Origin of the sequence: Pseudomonas bharatica (genome assembly GCF_048586865.1) — a bacterium.
Classification (GTDB): domain Bacteria; phylum Pseudomonadota; class Gammaproteobacteria; order Pseudomonadales; family Pseudomonadaceae; genus Aquipseudomonas; species Aquipseudomonas bharatica.
Window position 1 is genome coordinate 127,618 of record NZ_JBMAWR010000004.1, and the last position, 18,885, is coordinate 146,502.

General features: G+C 62.1%; 23 protein-coding genes and 1 pseudogene. 23 read left to right on the plus strand and 1 reads right to left on the minus strand.

Features of this window, described 5'->3' with window-relative positions; translation table 11 throughout:
- Nucleotides 1–441 (minus strand): hypothetical protein, encoded by a 441-nt coding sequence (locus ACKLLE_RS07170; RefSeq protein ID WP_420057421.1) that lies wholly within the window; start codon nucleotides 439–441, stop codon nucleotides 1–3.
- A 280-nt stretch (nucleotides 442–721) separates the two neighbouring features.
- On the opposite strand from ACKLLE_RS07170, the gene ACKLLE_RS07175 reads away from it, so the two are divergent.
- From ACKLLE_RS07175 to ACKLLE_RS07285, 23 genes and pseudogenes are all read left to right on the plus strand, one after another.
- Complete coding sequence (locus tag ACKLLE_RS07175; protein ID WP_420057422.1) at nucleotides 722–928, plus strand: phage head-tail joining protein; 207 nt, start codon at nucleotides 722–724, stop codon at nucleotides 926–928.
- Nucleotides 925–2,406: a phage portal protein gene (locus ACKLLE_RS07180; RefSeq protein ID WP_420057423.1), complete on the plus strand. Its 1,482-nt coding sequence runs from the start codon at nucleotides 925–927 to the stop codon at nucleotides 2,404–2,406. The genes ACKLLE_RS07175 and ACKLLE_RS07180 overlap by 4 nt, the downstream gene beginning before the upstream one ends.
- Nucleotides 2,403–3,551: a head maturation protease, ClpP-related gene (locus ACKLLE_RS07185; protein ID WP_420057424.1), complete on the plus strand. Its 1,149-nt coding sequence runs from the start codon at nucleotides 2,403–2,405 to the stop codon at nucleotides 3,549–3,551. Before ACKLLE_RS07180 ends, ACKLLE_RS07185 begins: the two co-directional genes overlap by 4 nt.
- Before the next feature lie 2 nt (nucleotides 3,552–3,553).
- Nucleotides 3,554–3,901, plus strand: a complete 348-nt coding sequence (locus tag ACKLLE_RS07190) for a head decoration protein (protein WP_420057425.1) — start codon at nucleotides 3,554–3,556, stop codon at nucleotides 3,899–3,901.
- A gap of 62 nt (nucleotides 3,902–3,963) precedes the next feature.
- Nucleotides 3,964–4,959, plus strand: coding sequence for a major capsid protein (locus ACKLLE_RS07195; protein WP_420057427.1), 996 nt, complete (start codon nucleotides 3,964–3,966; stop codon nucleotides 4,957–4,959).
- Nucleotides 4,960–4,961: 2 nt separating this feature from the next.
- On the plus strand, nucleotides 4,962–5,276 hold the full coding sequence (locus ACKLLE_RS07200) for a head-tail joining protein (protein WP_064302358.1): 315 nt from the start codon (nucleotides 4,962–4,964) through the stop codon (nucleotides 5,274–5,276).
- Entirely contained in the window at nucleotides 5,273–5,923 is a 651-nt protein-coding gene (locus ACKLLE_RS07205) for a hypothetical protein (protein ID WP_420057429.1), read from the plus strand. The genes ACKLLE_RS07200 and ACKLLE_RS07205 overlap by 4 nt, the downstream gene beginning before the upstream one ends.
- A gap of 1 nt (nucleotide 5,924) precedes the next feature.
- Nucleotides 5,925–6,455, plus strand: a complete 531-nt coding sequence (locus ACKLLE_RS07210; RefSeq protein WP_420057430.1) for a hypothetical protein — start codon at nucleotides 5,925–5,927, stop codon at nucleotides 6,453–6,455.
- The gene (locus ACKLLE_RS07215; RefSeq protein WP_420057431.1) at nucleotides 6,452–7,012 is read left to right on the plus strand and encodes a phage baseplate assembly protein V; all 561 of its coding nucleotides are present in this window, start codon (nucleotides 6,452–6,454) and stop codon (nucleotides 7,010–7,012) included. The genes ACKLLE_RS07210 and ACKLLE_RS07215 overlap by 4 nt, the downstream gene beginning before the upstream one ends.
- 135 nt (nucleotides 7,013–7,147) lie before the next feature.
- Nucleotides 7,148–8,131 carry a hypothetical protein gene (locus ACKLLE_RS07220; protein ID WP_420057432.1) on the plus strand — a complete coding sequence of 328 codons (984 nt, stop codon included), beginning with the start codon at nucleotides 7,148–7,150 and terminating at the stop codon, nucleotides 8,129–8,131.
- A 96-nt stretch (nucleotides 8,132–8,227) separates the two neighbouring features.
- Nucleotides 8,228–8,431 carry a hypothetical protein gene (locus ACKLLE_RS07225; protein WP_420057433.1) on the plus strand — a complete coding sequence of 68 codons (204 nt, stop codon included), beginning with the start codon at nucleotides 8,228–8,230 and terminating at the stop codon, nucleotides 8,429–8,431.
- Nucleotides 8,432–8,434: 3 nt separating this feature from the next.
- On the plus strand, nucleotides 8,435–8,761 hold the full coding sequence (locus tag ACKLLE_RS07230; protein WP_420057434.1) for a GPW/gp25 family protein: 327 nt from the start codon (nucleotides 8,435–8,437) through the stop codon (nucleotides 8,759–8,761).
- Nucleotides 8,758–9,639: a baseplate assembly protein gene (locus ACKLLE_RS07235; protein ID WP_420057435.1), complete on the plus strand. Its 882-nt coding sequence runs from the start codon at nucleotides 8,758–8,760 to the stop codon at nucleotides 9,637–9,639. Before ACKLLE_RS07230 ends, ACKLLE_RS07235 begins: the two co-directional genes overlap by 4 nt.
- Nucleotide 9,640: 1 nt before the next feature.
- Nucleotides 9,641–10,246 (plus strand): phage tail protein I, encoded by a 606-nt coding sequence (locus ACKLLE_RS07240; protein WP_420057437.1) that lies wholly within the window; start codon nucleotides 9,641–9,643, stop codon nucleotides 10,244–10,246.
- A pseudogene (locus ACKLLE_RS07245) lies at nucleotides 10,243–10,725 on the plus strand (phage tail protein); the annotation flags it as partial. The gene ACKLLE_RS07240 and the pseudogene ACKLLE_RS07245, both read left to right, overlap by 4 nt.
- 1,539 nt (nucleotides 10,726–12,264) lie before the next feature.
- Nucleotides 12,265–12,531, plus strand: a complete 267-nt coding sequence (locus ACKLLE_RS07250; RefSeq protein ID WP_420057539.1) for a gp53-like domain-containing protein — start codon at nucleotides 12,265–12,267, stop codon at nucleotides 12,529–12,531.
- Between the two features lies 1 nt (nucleotide 12,532).
- The gene (locus tag ACKLLE_RS07255) at nucleotides 12,533–12,970 is read left to right on the plus strand and encodes a phage tail assembly chaperone (protein WP_420057439.1); all 438 of its coding nucleotides are present in this window, start codon (nucleotides 12,533–12,535) and stop codon (nucleotides 12,968–12,970) included.
- An 82-nt stretch (nucleotides 12,971–13,052) separates the two neighbouring features.
- Nucleotides 13,053–14,219 (plus strand): phage tail sheath subtilisin-like domain-containing protein, encoded by a 1,167-nt coding sequence (locus tag ACKLLE_RS07260; RefSeq protein WP_420057440.1) that lies wholly within the window; start codon nucleotides 13,053–13,055, stop codon nucleotides 14,217–14,219.
- Nucleotides 14,220–14,231: 12 nt separating this feature from the next.
- Entirely contained in the window at nucleotides 14,232–14,741 is a 510-nt protein-coding gene (locus ACKLLE_RS07265) for a phage major tail tube protein (protein WP_420057442.1), read from the plus strand.
- Nucleotides 14,742–14,762: 21 nt separating this feature from the next.
- Complete coding sequence (locus tag ACKLLE_RS07270; RefSeq protein WP_064302347.1) at nucleotides 14,763–15,059, plus strand: phage tail assembly protein; 297 nt, start codon at nucleotides 14,763–14,765, stop codon at nucleotides 15,057–15,059.
- A 130-nt stretch (nucleotides 15,060–15,189) separates the two neighbouring features.
- Nucleotides 15,190–17,787: a phage tail tape measure protein gene (locus ACKLLE_RS07275; RefSeq protein WP_420057444.1), complete on the plus strand. Its 2,598-nt coding sequence runs from the start codon at nucleotides 15,190–15,192 to the stop codon at nucleotides 17,785–17,787.
- An 8-nt stretch (nucleotides 17,788–17,795) separates the two neighbouring features.
- On the plus strand, nucleotides 17,796–18,641 hold the full coding sequence (locus ACKLLE_RS07280) for a phage tail protein (protein ID WP_420057445.1): 846 nt from the start codon (nucleotides 17,796–17,798) through the stop codon (nucleotides 18,639–18,641).
- Nucleotides 18,616–18,822: a tail protein X gene (locus ACKLLE_RS07285; RefSeq protein ID WP_420057447.1), complete on the plus strand. Its 207-nt coding sequence runs from the start codon at nucleotides 18,616–18,618 to the stop codon at nucleotides 18,820–18,822. Before ACKLLE_RS07280 ends, ACKLLE_RS07285 begins: the two co-directional genes overlap by 26 nt.
- Nucleotides 18,823–18,885 lie beyond the last annotated feature (63 nt).

Below are 18,885 nucleotides of genomic sequence, written 5' to 3' on the forward strand. Positions count from 1 at the left end.
CTAGGAGCTCAGTCCTACCATCGGACTTATGAGTCGAGCCCCAAGTCCCAGTGCTTGACCAACGAGCCCTCGGAAAATTTCTTTCCCTTCTTCCTGGGCCGTATTCGCGAGCAATTCACCGATGGACGCCTTGGTACTAAGGCTGTCAGGGATAGCCTTCAGGACTTCGAGTCCTTTCGCTGTAAGAAGAGCGTTGCTGACATACATGGATGGGTAGGGTTCGCCAGTGATGTAACCGGCGTTAATCAGCCATTGCGCTGTTGCTGTAAAGAACTCTGCTTCACGCGTAGGCACGTCCATCCCTAGACGTTCCGAGTATCCCATTGGGGTCTCAACAAATTCCGCAACCCCCAAATACTTCGGTATGGGAAAGCTCTGATAGAGCGTTGCGAAAACCTTCCCAGTTATATCGTCGAACATCTCAATGTTGGTGACAGCCATGTCAAAAAACTCCGGGGTTAGTGTTGAACAAGTTAAGTCAGCCGCTGAGCTCCAAGCTGAGCTTCGTCAAGTCGTAGCCGATCAGCTCACCGGCCGGATGGACTGGGTCCGTGCCCGAACCTACTGGGCGCTGCGGTTGCCGGAAATCCCATCTGATCAGTTAGCAGAAGCGCTCGCGCATGTCTTAGCGGGAGGTAGTTTCCGGAAGGAAATTACCTCCCGAAATCAGCTTTTCACCTGACTCTATCACGCACGCAGCGCGATGCTGCAAGAGACGATAATGGCCTATACCCAAAAGCACCTCGACGCGGTCGAGCGCTCGATCGCGCGCGGCGAAAAAATCGTGCGCTATGAAGACCGGACGGTTGAATACCGCTCCGTTGACGAACTGATCCGGGCTCGGGATGTGATCCGAACCGAGCTTGCCCAGGCCACGGGGAAGCGCTCGCGCGTGGTTCGTCTCTGCCACGGAGGGAAGGGGCTGTGAGTGCCCGTTACCCGACACTGTCCCGGGCGGGGTTCTTGGTCCCCGAGCGCATCAAGGCCAGCTATGAAGGCGCCGCTGATGGTCGTCGTTCGTCCAGCTGGGACGCGCCGGACACAGGCGCGAATAGCCTGATCATGCCTGCGCTGCGCAACCTGCGATCCCGTTCGCGAGCAGCGGTTCGCAACGATCCCTACGCTGCGAATGCGATCACTCGTCGGGTCAGCAATTTGATCGGCACGGGGATCACACCACAGCCTCGGTTGGAGGACGCCGAGTTGCGTGGCGTGTTCCAGGACCTCTGGGAAGACTGGTGTGACGAATCCGATGCAGACCAGCTCACCGACTTCTACGGCCAGCAGTCGCTAGTGGCAAGGACGGTCGAGCAGTCCGGCGAATGCTTCATCCGCCTGCGACCCAGGCGGCAGGAGGATGGCCTTGCAGTCCCCCTCCAGTTGCAGTGCCTCGCGCCGGAGTTCGTGCCCCACGACAAGTTCGAGGTCACCAAGAACGGCAACGTCATTCGGGCGGGAATCGAGTTCAACCCGATGGGGCAGCGGGTGGCCTACTGGTGCTACCGCTCCCACCCCAGCGACCTGGCGGCATTGAACGCGGGTTACAACATGCTGGTCCGCATCCCGGCCAGCCAGATGCTGCACATCTTCGAGCCCGTGGAGCCTGGTCAACTGCGCGGCGTACCTCGGCTGGCGCCGGTGCTGAAGCGCCTGCGCAGCCTGGACAACTACGACGACGCGGTGCTGTTCCGGCAGGAGGTAGCGAACCTCTTCGCCGGCTTCATCCGCAAGCCGGCCGAAACGGGCCCGCCAATGCTGGATCCTGTCACTGGGGCGCCTATCAAGGTCGGCGGCGACGGTTTCACGCCGATGGTCGCCCTAGAGCCGGGCACGATGCAGGAGCTGCTCCCTGGCGAGGAAGTGGAGTTCTCCGATCCTCCAGACGGCGGCAACAACTATCCGGACTTCATGCGGCAGCAACTCATGGCTGCTGCAGCCGGTGCCGAGGTGCCGTATGAGCTGCTGACCGGGGACATGCGTGACGTCAACGACCGAGCGATCCGGATCACCCTCAACGAGTTCCGGCGCCGGCTTGAGCAACTGCAATTCGCCGTCTATGTCCACCAGCTTTGCCGCCCGGTTCGTGCGGCCTGGATGGATATGGCGGTGCTGTCCGGAGCGCTGGATCTGCCGGATTACGCGCAACGCCGCCGCCAGTACCTGCGGACACGCTGGGTGCCACAGGGCTGGGCCTATATCCACCCGGTCCAGGACGTCCAGTCCCGCATGCTCGAAGTCAATGCCGGTTTCGCCTCCCGGGATGAGATGTGTCTGCGCTCTGGCACCGACTCCGAAATCGTTGACCGCGAGAACGCTGCAGCAGCCAACCGGGCGAAGGCGCTGGGGCTCAATTACACCACCTTGTCGGCCATCGATGAGGATCCCGACGAGAAGGAGAAACCATGAAACCGCTGATGCCGTTTCGCATTTTCAACAAGGCCAAGACCGACTCCAAGGTTGAGGCCCAACACTGGTACCAGATCAAGGCCGAGGCCGCAGCTGAACAGGCTGGGATCGAGGTGTACATCTACGGCGAGATCGGCGGCTGGGGTATCACAGCCAACGACTTCATCAGGGACCTGAAGGCGATCGACGATGGGAAGTCTCCCGTCGTAGTAGGGTTCAACACCATCGGTGGTGATCTGTTCGATGGCCTGGCGATCCACAACGCGCTGGATCGGCTGGGTGAGCGTTGTACCGCGCGGATCGATGCACTCGCCGCAAGTGCTGGGAGTGTTGCCGCCTGTGGCGCTCATAGAGTGGTGATGGCGTCCAATGCCATGATGATGATCCACAATCCGGTCACCTGGACTTCGGGCGATGCCGAGGACCTGCGCCGGGTTGCGGACGTCCTCGATCAGGCGCTGGAAGCGATCATCGCTGCGTACAAGGCGAAATCGCCCGACATTGACGATGCCGAGCTGCGGCGCATGGTCGACGCCGAAACCTGGCTCACTGCACAAGAGGCGCTGGCGCTGGGCCTGGCGGATGAGGTCGGTAACGGCGTCGAGGTCAAGGCCTGCCTGGGGCAGGGCACTGCCATGAGGCGGTATCGGCAGACGCCCAAGGCCTTGCTCGACTTGCTCAACGAAGCCCCGGACGACGCCCCCCAGCCCGGCCCTGATCCGGCCGACCCTGCGGCGGATCCTCCAGCTGACCCCGGTGGCGTGAACGCCACGGCGCTAGCACTGATGATCACGCAAGGTTGCGCCCAGGCCGGGATTGCCAACCTGGTCGAACCCTTGATCGCATCCACCAAGCTCACCGACGAGGCGACTGTTCAGGCGGCGCTCAACCGTGCCCGGGCTGTCCGTGACCTGTGTGTCGCGGCCCGCTTGCCGGAGCTGGCCGTGGAGTTCGTCACGGCGGGTCTGGACCCCGGCGCAGTTCGAGCGAGGCTGTTCGACAAGCTGATCGGTTCGGGCAAGGGCTTCGAGATAGACAACAGCCTGCCGCCTGCTGATGACGCGCCTGAGTCGATAAAGGCCCAGTTGCCCAACCCCACCACCATCTGGGCGGCGCGCCGGCAGTCCGCCCGTAAAGGAGCATGACCATGAGCACTATCCAGCGTGAACCCATCCATGCAGGTGAATTCCTCCTGTCCGAAGGACCAGGCACGATTTCCCGGGAGGCCATTAGCGTCGCGCCCGGGGCGGCCTTGGTGGCCGGCCAGGTACTTGGCCTGGTCAGCGCTACTGGTGAGTTCGCCCCCTACGATCCCTCCGCGGAGGACGGCAGCGAGAACGCGACCTGCATTCTCTTTGCCTCCCTCGGGGAGTCGGATGTTGTCCGTCGTGGCCGGGCAGTCGTGCGGCTCGCCGAGGTCAGCGAAGCCTGCCTCACCGGGCTGGATCCCGACGCTGAAAAGACCCTGGCAACCCGCTTCATCATCGTTCGATAACCCCATCAACCGTACCCCGAACCCCGCATATCGCGGGGTTTGCTGTTTCTGGAGCATGACTTATGGCCGAAATCGGCATCTTCCAGGACGACGCCTTTGGCGTCGCCGCACTGACCGCAGCCATCAACGAACAAGAGTACGTTCCAGGGCGGATTGCCAGCCTGGGCCTGTTCGAGGAGGAGGGCGTGACAACCCTCACTGTTCAAATCGAGAAGGACGGCGACAAGCTGGCCCTCGTCCCGGCAGGTGAGCGCGGAACCTCTGGCCTGGTGGTCGGTGGTAGCAAGCGCATCCTGCTGCCGTTCAACACTGTGCACCTGCCGCAACGTTTCGCTATCAAGGCGGACGAGATCCAAGGTATCCGCGCCTTCGGTACCCAGACCGAATTGCAAGCGGTTCAGGACGTGGTCAATCGGCGCCTGGAAAAAGCTCGTCGGCAACTGGACGCTACCCATGAGTTTCATCGTATGGGGGCGATCAGCGGCAAGGTCATGGATGCCGACGGCAGCACCGTACTGCTGGATATCTATGATCGCTTCGGCGTAGAGCGGCAGAGCCTTTCCATGGGGCTTAACAATCCCGAGACGAACGTACAGGTGCAGTGCGTGGAAGCGCTCGATATGCAGGAGGACGCCCTGGGCGAGGTCACCATGAGTTCTTCCCGAGCTTTCTGTGGCAAGAACTTCTGGAAGAAGCTGATTGCGCACAAGTCGGTCGTGGATACCTACAAAGGAAGTCAACAGGCTGCCGCCCTTCGTGGTGATGCGCGCGAAGCGTTTGAGTTCGGCGGCATCATCTGGGAGCGCTACCGTGGCAAGGTCGCTGGCATCGCCTTTGTACATGACGATGAGGCCCGCCTGGTGCCGGAGGGCGTCCCTGAAATGTTCCTCTCGGTCTACGCCCCGGCCGACTACATGGAGACGGTCAACACCCAAGGCTTGCCCTACTACAGCAAGCTGGAGCTGATGCCATTTGCCAAAGGCGTCTCCGGCGAGGCCCAGTCCAACCCGCTGCACATCTGCACCCGGCCGCGTGCGGTCGTTCGCCTGACGCTTTGACCATGAGCTTCCGCGAGTTGGTCGAGGACCTCGACGACACGGTGTTCGACGTCCTGGGTGATACCGCCTTTATCGAGGGCCGGGAGGTGCTGGGCATGCTCCGCGTACCGTGGCTCCAGCCGAAACTCGGAAAGATCGTGACCGCCCTACGAGAGCCGCACCTGGTGATCCGGGTCGGTGACGCGCAGGGCGTGACCGAGCGGCAGCAGGTGCGTATCGAATTGCCCGAACAGGATGGTGGTGGAACCTACGTCGTCGTCCGCCCAGAGCCGGGCGGGGACGGGCTGGTAACCCTTGTGCTGAGGAGGATCGCATGAGCATCGGCAGCTACTTCGAAAACAAGGCTGAGCACGGAATGCTCACGCTGCAGCTGTCCGCCTCGGACAGGCAGCGTTTCACCCGCTTCGGCAACCTGACGCCCAAAGCCTTCGCTGCTGCCCACCGGCGCGCGATCAACAAGACGTTGCGCTGGCTGCGCACACACATTGCCAGAGCGATCGGCCAGCAGGAGCGGATCGCCCAGGCTGCCGTTCGCCAACGTCTGCGTTCGTATCCGGTCAACAGCAACGGTCAGGGCAAGCTCTGGTTCGGTATCAACGCGATCGAGGCCAGTCGCGCCGGGCGGGCACGGCAGACCCGGTCCGGGGTTTCGGTTGCCGGGCGCCGCTACGAGGGGGCGTTCTACAAGAAGGTCTATGGCGACAAGCCAGACATCTGGATCCGCACGGCCAGCAAGCACTTCAAGGCCAGTGACTACCCGGAAAGCACTTTTGGCGGGGGCGGCAATGGCTGGCTCTACGAGAACGGCAACGATAGCCGTTTCCCCCTCGCCAAGGCCAAGCTCTCGCTCGAAGGTGTCCGTCCTCACTTCGACAACTGGGCGCGGCGTGCCAACCAGCGGTTGGTGGAGATCCTCGAACAGGAACTCAACTACGAGATCCAGAAACTGCTGAAAGGAGCCTGACGTGTCTGATCAAACCTTCAGCCTCGACGGCCTGTATCTGGCGATCGAGGACCATATACGCGAGGCCATACCCGGGCTTGAAGCGGTCTGCTTCATGCCCGCGCACATGACTACCCTGCCGGTACCCATGGTGTTGCTGGAACTGGTCGACCTGGAGTCGGGTCAGGACCAGGGCACAGGTGAAACCGCGGTGGTTGCTCGGTTCGAGGCCCGGGCTATCGTTGGCGCCGAACAGGAAGACTGCTATCGGCAGGCGGCCTTCATTGCCTCGCGGCTGGCGGTGCTGCTGCGCATCCAGACCTGGGGGCAGGAAGTCGGTGCCGCAGAGTTCCTGCAAGCATCCCAAGACTTCACCCGCCCCGAGCTGGATGGCTACGCGGTGTGGATAGTTGAATGGACCCAGACCCTCTACCTCGGCGAGGAAGAATGGCCTTGGCCGAACCAGCCGCCGGGCAGTCTGCGGCTGGGCTTCGTGCCTGATACCGGTGCCGGCCAGGAAGGACAGTACATTGCCCCGGAGTCGATTTCATGAGCCAGGCCAGTGCAGCTCACGACCGGATGATCGCGGGCTTGATCATCCCATGCAGGGTAGTCGCGGTGGATCTACAGGCCGCCATGGTGAGGGTCTCGGATGGGGCCGGCTGGACCAGTGCCTGGGTGCGTTGGCACAGCCAGGCGGCAGGTAAGGCGCGTCACTGGCGGTCGCCGAGCTTGAACGAGCAGGGCGCCTTAATCAGTCCCAGCGGCGAGCCCGCCCAAGGGACGTTCGTGCCGGGCCTCTACGGCAACGCCGGTGCCCAGCCGGATAATCGTGACCATGTTGAAGTGTGGCGTTTCGAGGACGGCGGTTCGTTGATCTATGACTGGCAGGCCAAGGCCTACACGATCAGCCTACCTACCGGCACAGCTACCGTAGTGGTGGGTGGCAGTTCCGCAGTTGTCACGGATGCGTCGATCACCGCCACCGCGTCGACCATCACACTCAACGGAACCGTAATGGTCAACGGCGCCCTACAGGTGAGCGGCGACATCCACGGTGGGGGCCGGATTATAGACACCTCGGGCAACACATCGAATCACAAGCACTAGGTTTGCGAACGGACCTTTTGTTTTGCGCGCTTTAATTTTGTGGGCTTTTCTTGTGAAGGCTGTATGCCATCACCCTTCACGGGCTTGTCAGGAGGGGCATGCCCGGTCGAAAGGGTCAGCAACAGGAGTCAGCTCATGTTGTCAAAACCCCTGGCGGCGCTGACCGCCATTGCCCTGGCTGTATCAATCTCTGGATGCTCGACTAAAACTCTAGAGGCAGATGAGCGAGTAGTTACTTTAACCACGAAGAGGCAGATTGTTGGTGACGTAGTAGACGAGTTTAAAGTTATTTGTCCGGAGGCGAGTCCGGACGCGCTCACTCTCTTGGCTGCCAGCGCGAGTGGAGAAACAAGGGCGGGAGTTAATATCGCAGCAGCGTATTCGGAAAGTGGGTCGAATATAGGTCTAAGAACTCACACAATTCAGATATTGCGCGACCAGTTGTATTCCATTTGCCAGGCATATGCCAACCATGGTCTGACTGCTTTTGGTTATCAAGCTTTGATTGCAAGGAACCAAAGAAACACTGTTCTGATGATGGCGATTGAACAGCTGACCGGGGTTCTTAAAACGCCGGAAGTAAATATCACAACCACTGCTGAGGCCGATGCCTCGACCCTGAAGAGCAAGTCAGATGAATTGAATTCACTGAAAGAAAAATATAAGGCGATTCAAGATAAGACCACTGATGATGCCAAGGAAATGGCAAAAAATATTGATGCCTTGGAGCTTGCTCTAAAAAACTACCGGGGTTCTTTGGCCAAGGCATCAGGCACAACGTCCTCTAAACAACAGAACAATTCCGCATTAGATCCTCAAAGCGTGGAAGCAGTGGTTGGCGCCGTTGAACGACTCGCGACGCTTGTCGCTGATACCGGGGCTAAGGAGGATAATTTGATGGTTTGTATGCAGCAGCTTCAGTCGTCGGAATTGAAATCCAGATACAACCTTCAAAAGAGCGTGTTGGATGAGGCTTGTGGAAAACTTCTGGCAGAAATGGCAAAAGAGTCTCAATTGAAGTTGGCTATTCGGAATACGAGCTTCAAAACGATTATGGATCCAGCATCTTCCATGGAGTCTATGAAAAACGCTCAGGAACTCATAAAGGCTATACAGTAAAGACCGCTTTAAAAATTTTGAGCAGTGGCTCGATCAAGAAACTGATCTGTCACACCCAGCCCGCCCAGTGCGGGCTTTTTCATGCCTGGAGGATTCATGGCTACTAAAGAGCTTCCTGCGCCGCCGCCCAAGCCCGGCCCGGCCCTGCGCTACCGCGATACCCGCTACACCTCCCGTGTGCTCCAGCTACCCGATGGCCGGATTCTGTCGGTCGCGCAAGGGATCGTGGCTACCACTGCAACCGATACCGTGGGCCTGGACTACCTGGCATACCATCCGGACCTGGTCCCCGAGGAGTAGCCGATGATCGGAGTGGATCGCCGCACCGGGCAGCCGCTGTCGGGCATAGCCCACCTGCGGCAGTCCATCGAGGACATCTTGACCACGCCGCTGGGTAGCCGGCGCATGCGTCCCGACTACGGCAGCAAGCTACGCCGATTCGTCGACCTGCCCGTTAACGACGGCTGGAAAAGCGCGGTACAGGCCGAGGTCGCCCGGGCGCTGGGGCGCTGGGAGCCCCGCTTGAAACTGGAACGGGTGAGGGTGACGGCCATCGTCGGAGGGCAAATCACCCTGCAACTGACCGGGCAGTACCTGGGCGATAGCCAGATTCTGGAGGTGACCGCGTGAGCACTGTTGAATTATCGGCGCTGCCGGCGCCGCAGGTACTGGAGGATCTCGATTACGAGGATACCTACCAGCAGGAGCTGGCGGCCTTTCGGGCCTTCATGGGTGAGAACTGGACCGCCAACCTTGAAAGCGATCCGGTGACCAAATTGCTGGAACTGGGCGCTTACCGGCGCTTGCAGAACAGGGCGCGGATCAACGACGCGGCCAAGGCGTTGATGCTGGCTTACGCCCAGGGCAGCGACCTTGACCAGCTTGCAGCAAACGTGAGCCTGAAGCGCCTGGTGGTGCAAGCGGCGGATCCGAGCACGACACCACCGACGCTGGAGGTGCTGGAGGAAGACGACGCCCTGCGTGAGCGCATCCAACTGGTGTACGAGGGGCTGACCACGGCCGGCCCGCGTAACAGCTACATCCTGCATGCCCGCAACGCCTCGGGGCTGGTGGCAGACGCCACTGCGGAGAGCCCGTCGCCGGCGGTCGTTACCGTCACGGTTCTGTCGCTGGAGGGCGCTGGAGAGGCCAGCGCTGATCTACTGGAGAAAGTGCGGGTCAAAATCAGTGATGACGACGTGCGTCCGGTCGGGGACCGGCTATTCGTGGAGAGTGCCGAGGTCCTGAATTACCGCATCGATGCGCTGTTGTACAAGGCCGGCAACGGCCCGGAGTCTGAGGCTGCGCTGGCCGAATGCCGGCGCCGGTTGGCGGCTTGGATCAACCCGCGTCGGCGCCTCGGCGTCGAGATCGCCCGGTCTGCGATTGACGCCCAGTTGCATATCGCCGGCGTGAGCCGTGTGGAGCTGATCGACTGGCAGGACCTGGCGCCGACCAAGGCGCAAGCGGCCTGGTGCACTGGCTTTACCGTCGAATGGGGTAGCTGACATGACCAGTCTGCTACCGCTCAACAGCACGTCGTTGGAACGCGCTATCGAGGCCGCCAACCACGACCATCCTGACATCCCTCTGCGCACGCTCTACAACCCTGCCACCTGCCCGGCGCACCTGCTGCATCAGTTGGCGTGGGCCTGGTCGGTGGATCGCTGGGATGAGAATTGGAGCGAGGCGGTAAAGCGCTCGGTGATCCGCTCGGCGTTCTACGTGCATTCGCGCAAGGGAACGATCGGAGCGCTGCGTCGGGTCGTTGAGCCCCTTGGCTACCTGATCGAGGTCAGGGAGTGGTGGCAGACCGTCCCCGAGGGCGTGCCCGGCACGTTCGCGCTGCAAGTCGGCGTGCTCGATCAGGGCATCACCGAAGAAATGTACGACGAACTGACGCGGCTGATTGACGACGCCAAGCCCGTCAGTCGCCACCTCACTGGGCTCGCCATTTCCCTGTCCACCACCGGCGCCCTGCGCCTCGCCATGGCGCTGGCCGAGGGCGAGGCAATCGACGTCTACCCGCCTGCCTCACGCGATATCGAGGTACGCGGCAACCTTGGCCTCAAGGGCCATGACCATCAAATCGAAACCCTGGATGTTTATTCATGACCGACCAGAACAGCCAGTTCTTCGCGATTCTGACCGCGACGGGCGAGGCCAAGCAGGCCAATGCGGATGCCCTGGGCGTGCCCTGGACCTTCGCGCAAATGGGCGTTGGCGATGCCAACAATACCGATCCAGTGCCGTCTCGCACCCAGACCCGACTGATCAACGAACGCCGTCGGGCGCCGCTCAACCAGGTGAAGATCGATCCCAGCAACAGCAGCGTGATCATCGCCGAGCAGGTGATTCCGCCTGACGTAGGCGGCTGGTGGATTCGCGAAATCGGTCTGTACGACGAGGCGGGCGACCTGGTCGCAGTGGCGAACTGTGCGCCGAGCTACAAGCCGCTGCTCGCCCAGGGCACGGGCAAAACCCAGGTGGTTCGCCTCAACCTGGTGGTGACCAGTAGCGCGAACGTGCAACTGAAGATCGACCCGGCCGTGGTATTGGCAACCCGGGAATATGTTGAAACCCGTATCACCGAGACGCGCGGATATAGCGGCACTTCTCCCCGGGATACGGGCGGCGCCATTACCCCGGCCGAAGTGGGCAAGATGGTCTACTACTACGGCGAGCGTGCCGATCAGACGCTGACATTGCCGGCGGCCGCGCGTGTTCGCGTGGGCGGGACGATCAACGTGCAGAACGTGTCGAGCGTCCCGGTCAATATGGCGAAGCTCGGCACCGACACCCTGCAAATCGGGGGCGTCGGTGGGCGCATCGACTCTCTTGTGCTGTATCCCGGCAGTGAGCTGGAATTCACTTGTATCAGTAGCTACGAGTGGTTCGCCCAAGGGACGGGGGCGTTACACCGCATGAGTGGCCTGCCCGTGCTGGCGCCTGGCACGGCCAATGGTCAATTGACCACGGCGGAATTCGTCCAGCAGGAACTTGCGGGAGCGCGCGGCAACGGCGCTCCGTTGATGGATGGCGTGGCGACAGCGGGCGTTTCGAGCAAGGTCGCTCGCGACGATCACCGGCACCCCACCGATACGACCCGCGCGCCTTTGATCTCGCCAGGCTTCGGTGGATGGCCGACCGCAAACACGCCCGCCACGGGATCTCGCAATTCGCAGATCGCCACCACCGCATTTGTCGGTGCGGAGTTGGCAGGGCTGATCGACTCGCCGTCGTTCATCGGCGTCCCTACGGCGCCACTGGCCCCCACCGGCCAGAGCACAAGTCAACTGGCGAGCACGGCGTTTGTCCAGCAAGAGTTGGCTGCGGCGCGGGGCACCACGGCGCCGCTGGTGGATGGTGTGGCGGCCGTCGGGGTGTCGGCCAAAAGTGCGCGCGAGGACCACCGGCACCCCACCGATACGAGTCGCGCTCCGCTTGAGTCGCCTGCGTTTACCGGCTGGCCGACGGCCAATACGCCGCCACTGATAACCAGGAACGGGCAGATCGCAACCACTGAGTTCGTGGCGTCAGCACTGGCAGCTTTGGTCGATGCAGCTCCCGGTGCCCTGGATACGCTCAACGAGCTGGCAGCTGCGCTCGGCAATGACCCCAACTTTGCAGCGACCATCAACTACTACCTGTCGCTGAAGGCACCCCTCGCCAGTCCTGCTCTGACCGGTGCGCCAACCACGCCTCTGGCGGCGCTATTCGACGATTCCTCGACAATCGCCAGCACGGCGTTCGTCAAGCGCCACGGCGCACAGTTTGGTGGCGTCAGCGGTTATACGGCCAGCCGGCAATTAGTGGCGGCCGACGCCGGCAAACTGGTGTATTTCGCCGGCTCAAGCGCCGGAATGTATTTCCTCCTTCCGGCGGCGAGCGAGCTGCCGGTGGGTGGAAGAATCGCGGTGCATAACGTGTCGGCCTACCCGTTGGCGGTCAATCGTACGAGCGGGGATTTCATCCACGTCAGCGGCGAGCAGTTGACGACGCTCTCGATTCCTCCCGGTGGCGAGGCGGTCTTCACACGGGCCAACGTTTCGGCATGGTATGTCACCGGTTCGGCAACGCTGGGCAAGATGGGCAGCTTTGCCAGTCAGAAGTCAGCAGCCGGTTGGGAGCAAATGCCGAGCGGAATCATCCGGCAGTGGGGTACTGCGGCCAACGGTGAGATGTCCAACGGCACGATGATCGTGCTGCCAACGACCTATCCGAATGATCACTTCGTGACCATTGCCTGCGCGGTGAACAGCACCGGTGAAATCGAATCTGCTTACACCGGCGATCTGACGCTCAGCGGGTTTCGATTGTTCACACAATCCCAGCAAGCGTCGGGAGGTGCCTGGAACAACAGTGTCGTGGCGGCCCGTTTTATCTCGATAGGAATGTGACATGACGACCAGAACGTACTACAGCGCATCAATCGGAGGATTCATTGACTTGGCGCTGTTCCCCGAGCTTCCGAAGGATGCGGTCCCGGTTACCGATGAACAACATCAGGCGTTGCTGAGTGGACAGAGCCATGCGATGAAAATCGTGGCGGATGACGAAGGTCGGCCGGTGCTAGCCGAGCCTCCGCCGGCCACACCGGAGCAATTGGCGAGCGCCGAGCGTGGCTGGCGTGACGGCCAGCTGTCTGCGGTGCAGTGGCTGAGGGATCGCCATCGCGACGAACTGGATCTGGGGCGCGAGCCGACACTCTCCGCTGCCCAGTTCGACGAGCTACTGGCCTATTTACAGACGTTGCGCGACTGGCCGCAACAGGAGGCGTTCCCCGATCCGGCGGGAAGGCCGGTACCACCGGACTGGATCGACCAGCCAGCCCCATGACGCCCCGCCTGCTCGGGGCGTTTTCTTTCCTGCTGAACCCCTTGGCCTCGCACTGCGGGGCTTTTTCGCATCTGGAGAATGTATGAGCGGTTTCTTTCACGGCGTAACCGTAACGAACGTCGATACCGGCGCGCGCAACATCGCGTTGCCGTCTTCCTCCATCATCGGCCTGGTCGATACCTTCACCGAAGGCCCGACCGCCACGGCCAAGGCCAACGACCTGGTATTGATCACCAGCGAGCGTGAAGCTGTCGCAGCCTTCGGCCCGGCCTCGGCCATCACCAAGGCGTGCCAGGCCATCTACGCCCGAGCCAAGGCGGTGATCGTCGCCTGCGGTGTGGCGAAGCTGTCCGACCCTGCCGAGCAAACCTCCGCGATCATCGGCGGCGTCCTGGTCGACGGCAAGCGTACCGGCCTGCAGGCGCTGCTCGACGGCAAGAGCCGTTTCAACGCCCAGCCGCGCCTGTTGGTCACGCCGAAGCACAGCGCGACCCAAGCGGTCGGTACTGCGCTGGTAGCCCTGGCTGACAAGCTGCGCGGTATCGCGATCATCGACGGGCCGGGCACGACCGATGAAGCCGCACTGGCCTACGCGGAGAACTTCGGGGCCAAGCGGGCGTACATGGTCGATCCTGGTGTCCAGTTCTGGGATACCTCGGCCGACGCCACGGTCAACGCGCCGGCCTCGGCCTGGGTCGCTGGCCTGTTCGCCTGGACCGACAACGAGTACGGCTTCTGGGCCTCGCCGTCGAACAAGGAGTTCGTCGGCATCACCGGTACCACTCGCTCCGTGGAGTTTCTCGACGGCGACGAAACCTGCCGGGCCAACCTGCTCAACAACGCCAATATCACCACCATCATTCGCGATGACGGCTACCGCCTGTGGGGCAACCGCACGCTGTCCAGCGACCCGAAATGGGCGTTCGTTACCCGCGTACGGACGATGGATATCGTCATGGACGCGATCCTCTACGGGCACAAATGGGCGGTGGACCGCTCGATCACCGCGACCTACGTCAAGGACGTGACCGAGGGCCTGGAGAACTTCATGCGCGACCTGAAGGCCCAGGGCGCAATCATCAATTTCGAGGTGTTCGCCGACCCGGACCTGAACACCGCCAGCCAACTGGAGCAGGGCAAGGTGTACTGGAACATCCGGTTCACCGACGTTCCGCCGGCTGAAAACCCCAACTTCCGTGTCGAGGTCACCAACCAGTGGCTGACCGAAGTCCTGGACCAGAACGCTTAAGGAGCGCACCACATGGCAATGATTCCGCAAACCCTGGCGAACCTGAACCTGTTCGTCGATGGCGTCAGCTTTCAAGGCGACGTCACCAGCCTGACCCTGCCCAAGCTGACCCTCAAGGTTGAGGAGCTGCGTCTGGGCGGCATGGATGCGCCGATCGAGAAAGACCAGGGAATGGAAAAGATGGAAGCGAGCTTCGCAACCGTGGGCGTGCGCAAGGAGTCGCTGAAGTTCTTCGGCCTAGCCGACGGCACGTCGTTCAACGGCACCTTTCGCGGTGCCTTCAAAGGCTTGAAAGGCGCGATCACACCGGTGGTGGTCACGCTGCGCGGCCTGCTCAAGGAAGTCGACATGGGCGACTGGAAGCCGGCCGACAAGGCCGAGTTCAAGCATTCGGTCGCGCTCACCTACTACAAGCTCGAAGTCGATGGACGCCTGATGTACGAGATCGATCCGCTCGGCATGAAGCGTGTCATCAACGGCGTCGACCAGCTGGCGGCCCAGCGGTCTGCCCTTGGCCTCTAACCCCACGTTCAGGAAAACCCTATGAGCCAGAAAACTCCGAGCTGGATGTCCATCGACGCGGACCGCGTGACCATCGGCCTGACCCGCCCCAGCGAAGCCAACGGCATCAAGGTCGACAAGCTGACCCTTCGGGCGCCAACCGTTCGTGACCTGCGCACTGCGCAGCAGACCGGTGGGGAGGATGCAGAACAGCGCGAGATGAACCTGTTCGCCTCCCTGGCCGAGGTCAGCATCAAGGACTTGGAAGCCCTGACCCTCAAGGACTACACCCGCCTGCAGGCCGCGTATTTTCGCCTGGTGCAGGACGACGAACTTTAATCCCGCTCTCCAGAAAGCGGCGGCGAAGCGGCTCGCCCAGGAGCTGGGCTTTTCCGCCTCGGAGATCATGACAATGTCCTATGGCGACATGGTCTGGTGGCTCACGGACTGAGCCTGTCGAGGGTGAACCATGGCAAGCAGACTGAATCTCTCGCTGGTCATCGGCGGCGCGGTGGCGTCGTCACTTGGCTCGGCGTTCAAGACCGCCGAGAGCGGTATCGCGCAGCTTGAGCAGAAGGGCAACAAGGCCCGGGTGCTCAAGGGCATGATCGGCGAAACGGTCAAGCTGCGCGAAGAATGGAAGAAAGCGCACGACAGCGGCTCGTCCTCGGCGAGCGGACTGCTGCGCAAGCTGGAGTCCAACCTGGATGCGCTGCGCAAACAAGGCGTCCAGGTCGGCCGGTTGGACCGGGAGTACCAGCGGCTTGGTCGCACTGCACGTGCAACGGATCTGCAGATCAAAGGGCGGCAACAGCTCACCGCTGGCAAGGAGGGACTCAAGTCGACAGCCGCCCAGGCGACGGCAGGGGTGGCAGCCGTCGCGATACCGACCGCTATCAGCGCTGGGTACCAGGCCACCATGCGCGACATCGCGATCAAGGCCGGGGTGGCGAACCAGCCCGAGGAGCAGGCCATGTCGAAGCGGATCATTCAGGTCGCCCAGGACAATGGCATGAGCAATGCCGGCGTTGCAGATCTGGTCAACCAGTTGGTCGGCGCCGGCATGGACCTCAACCGGGCGCTGTCCTACGCCGACGTCGCGGCGAAGTTCTCGGTAGGCCAAGGCGCGAGCGGGGACGACACGGCCAAGATGATCATGTCGATGGAGCAGAACGCCAAGATCACCGACCCCGAGCAGATGACCAAGGCGCTGGAAGGCGTTGCGTTGCAGGGCCAGGCGGGGAGTTTCGAAGCGTCGGACATGGCTCGTTGGTTCCCGGTGCTGCTCGCCGGTATGGAGAAAACCGGTAGCGTGGGGCCGGAGGCGGTTGCCCAGTTGGGGGCGATGCTGCAAGTGCAGATGAAAACTGCGGGCAGCTCCGACGAGGCGGCGAACAATCTGAAGAACTGGATCGAGAAGATCGGCTCCGGCGAAGTGGTCGATGCCTACAAGAAAGCGGGCATCGATTACCAGGCGTCGCTCACCACCGGGATACAGAAGGGCATGTCGGTGCTCGAATCCAGCATGGCCCTCGCTATGCAATACGTGCAAAAGACCGACCCTGCGAAAGCGAAGAAGATGGCCGAGGCGCAGGCCAAGATCGACAAGGAGGTCGACCCGGCGAAGGCGTTGAAAATGCTCGATGCTCTTGAGCAGTCATTGCGCACTGGCGACATCTTCAACGACATGCAGGTGAAGGCCGCGCTCACCGCATACGGACAGAACCGTGGGCTGTACCAACAGCTGAAGAAGGACGCCATGGGCGGCGAGGCCACCGGCATCCTCGACAAGAACCTTGCCGAACGCCGGGAAACCTCGAAGCAGAAGTGGCTTGAAACGGCCAATGCGATCGATGACGCCATGCGCAGCGTTGGCGATGCCTTGAGGCCGTTCACTGATTTGGCGGCAAGCAGCGTCACGGTCCTGGCCCGGGGTTTCAGCAAGTTGTCCAGCGAGTTCCAGTCGGTGCTTGTCGGCGTTGGCGCCCTTGCGGCTGGGTTCGTGGCGCTGAAGGGCGTCATCAACAGCTATCGGGTTGGCAAGGGGCTGATTGATCTGGGACGTGGCAAGACACTGGAACGGCTGGCCGACCGTGGCGGCAGGACAGTCGCCGAAGGGAGCACGAATCGTAGAACCTTGCCGGCCGGATCAGCTCCGGCGGTTCAGAAGCCTGGTCTGCTCGGGCGCTTTCGCAGGACGAGCAATACCCCCGTTGGCGAGCCGCTGGCGACGGCTCCTGAAACGCAGAAGGTATTCGTTGTCAACGCTGCCGCGATCGGTCATACGGTGCAAGGCGGCGGCGGGCCGGAGTCCAGTCGTCGGCAACGGCGCAGGGCAAAGCGTCAGGAACGAGCCCAGGCACATCGCAGCCCATCTAGGCCTCGGTCCGTGCCCGACGTGCCGAAGCCGGTCTCGCTACCGTCGAGCCGTTGGGCCGGTCTGGTCAAGGGCGCGCGCAACGTGACGGCGTCTGGAAAGCGATTGCCTGGGGTCAACCTGATCGATGCCGGGCTGGGTGCGATCGATGTCGCGCTGAATGCTGAAACACAGGATGAGAAAGCCGAGGGGTACGGCGGTGTGGTTGGCAACCTCGCAGGCTCCGCGGCCGGGGCTGTGGCCGGCGCCGCGCTCGGCTCGGTGGTGCCGGTGATCGGAACAGCGATTGGTGGCCTGGTGGGGGCTATCGTCGGCGGGATGGGCGGAGAGGTGGGTGGTGCCTGGTTGGGCAAGGCGCTGTTCGGTGAGAAGGAGCCGCTGAAGACGACCGTCGCTGACAAGGAGTCAACTGCCGCCGCACCAGGTGACGTCGTTCGGGCAATCACTGAAACCGCGCCCCCACCAGTTGTTGCGCCGAACATCTCGGCTGCGCCTGCTGCCGTCAAACCGGAACCTGCCAAGGTCGATCAGTCCTTCGTCTTCTCACCCAGCATCCCGGTCACCGTACAGGGCGATGCAAAGGATCCGGCGCGTGTGGCGCAGGAGATCTGGCCGCACATCCAGCGGCAGATGCAGGACTTCGCGCGCCAGGCGCAGGCCCGTCAACTGAGTGATGAACCCCATGTGTAGGAGGGCCGATGGCTTACATGGAACAACTGCAGTCCGGATTGAAGTACCTGGTCTCTGCGGGGGAAGCGGGCCGGCGCAGCGCGGACGACATGCTGGGCCCGCTCAACGGGGCGATCAGCGACATCACCGGGGCCGCCTCCGAACTGGAGAACATCCCGTTCATCGGCCCGGCCCTCGGGGAGAAGCTCCAGCGAACCATGCGGGGTATCAACGCTGCACAGGAAAGTGTCGGTCGGGTCGCCGCGATCTACGGCCAGGCTACGACGGCTGCTGCCCAGGTGCAGGAGCGCCTCGGCACGCTGCAGGAGCAGGCCGCCAAGGCGGGGGCCGCCATCAACCAGGTGGCAGGCAAGGTCAGCCCCTCGCTCGGCAACATTGTCTCGACCGGTTCCTTTGCGCCGGCGCTGACGCCGGCGGCGGAAGCGGTGAAGCCGTTCCCCCACCTGCTGATCATCCAGTCCCTGGCGCCGAATGCCCAACCGTACTACTTCAACCTCGACACCGCCGCGTTCGAAGAGCTCCGCCGGCAGACCGCGTTCCGCTGGGCCGGCCAGGAACGGCTGTCCCGCTCGATCGCGCAACAGGCGGTAGGGCAGGGCGAGGACAAGATCTCGCTCAAGGGCGTGATCTATCCCGACGGCAAGGTCGGGCTCAAGCAGCTGGAGACCCTGCGCAGCATCGGCCGCGCGCTGCGCCCGCTGAGCCTGGTCACAGGCTACGGCGAGGTGCTCGGCAATTGGTGCCTGCTCAGTGTCGATGAGGAACAGGGCAGCCTGCTCGCCGGCGGAATCCCGCGTAAACAGTCCTTCTCCCTGGAGTTCGTGAGCTATGGCGACGACATGCAGAACGTCTGAGGGGGATCTGCTGGATACCCTCTGTCAGCACTATTACGGACATCTAAAGGGCACCGTCGAAGCGGTGCTCGCTGCTAATCAAGGCTTGGGTGACGAGCCTCAGCCTTATCGAGAAGGACTGCTGATTGTCTTTCCTGTGGTGCGAATGTCTGAGTCACCGGAGCTTAACCTCTGGGGCTAGCCTATATTGAAAAATCCGACTGAGTCCCAATGATCAGGCTGCGGTACCCCAAAACTCTCCTCC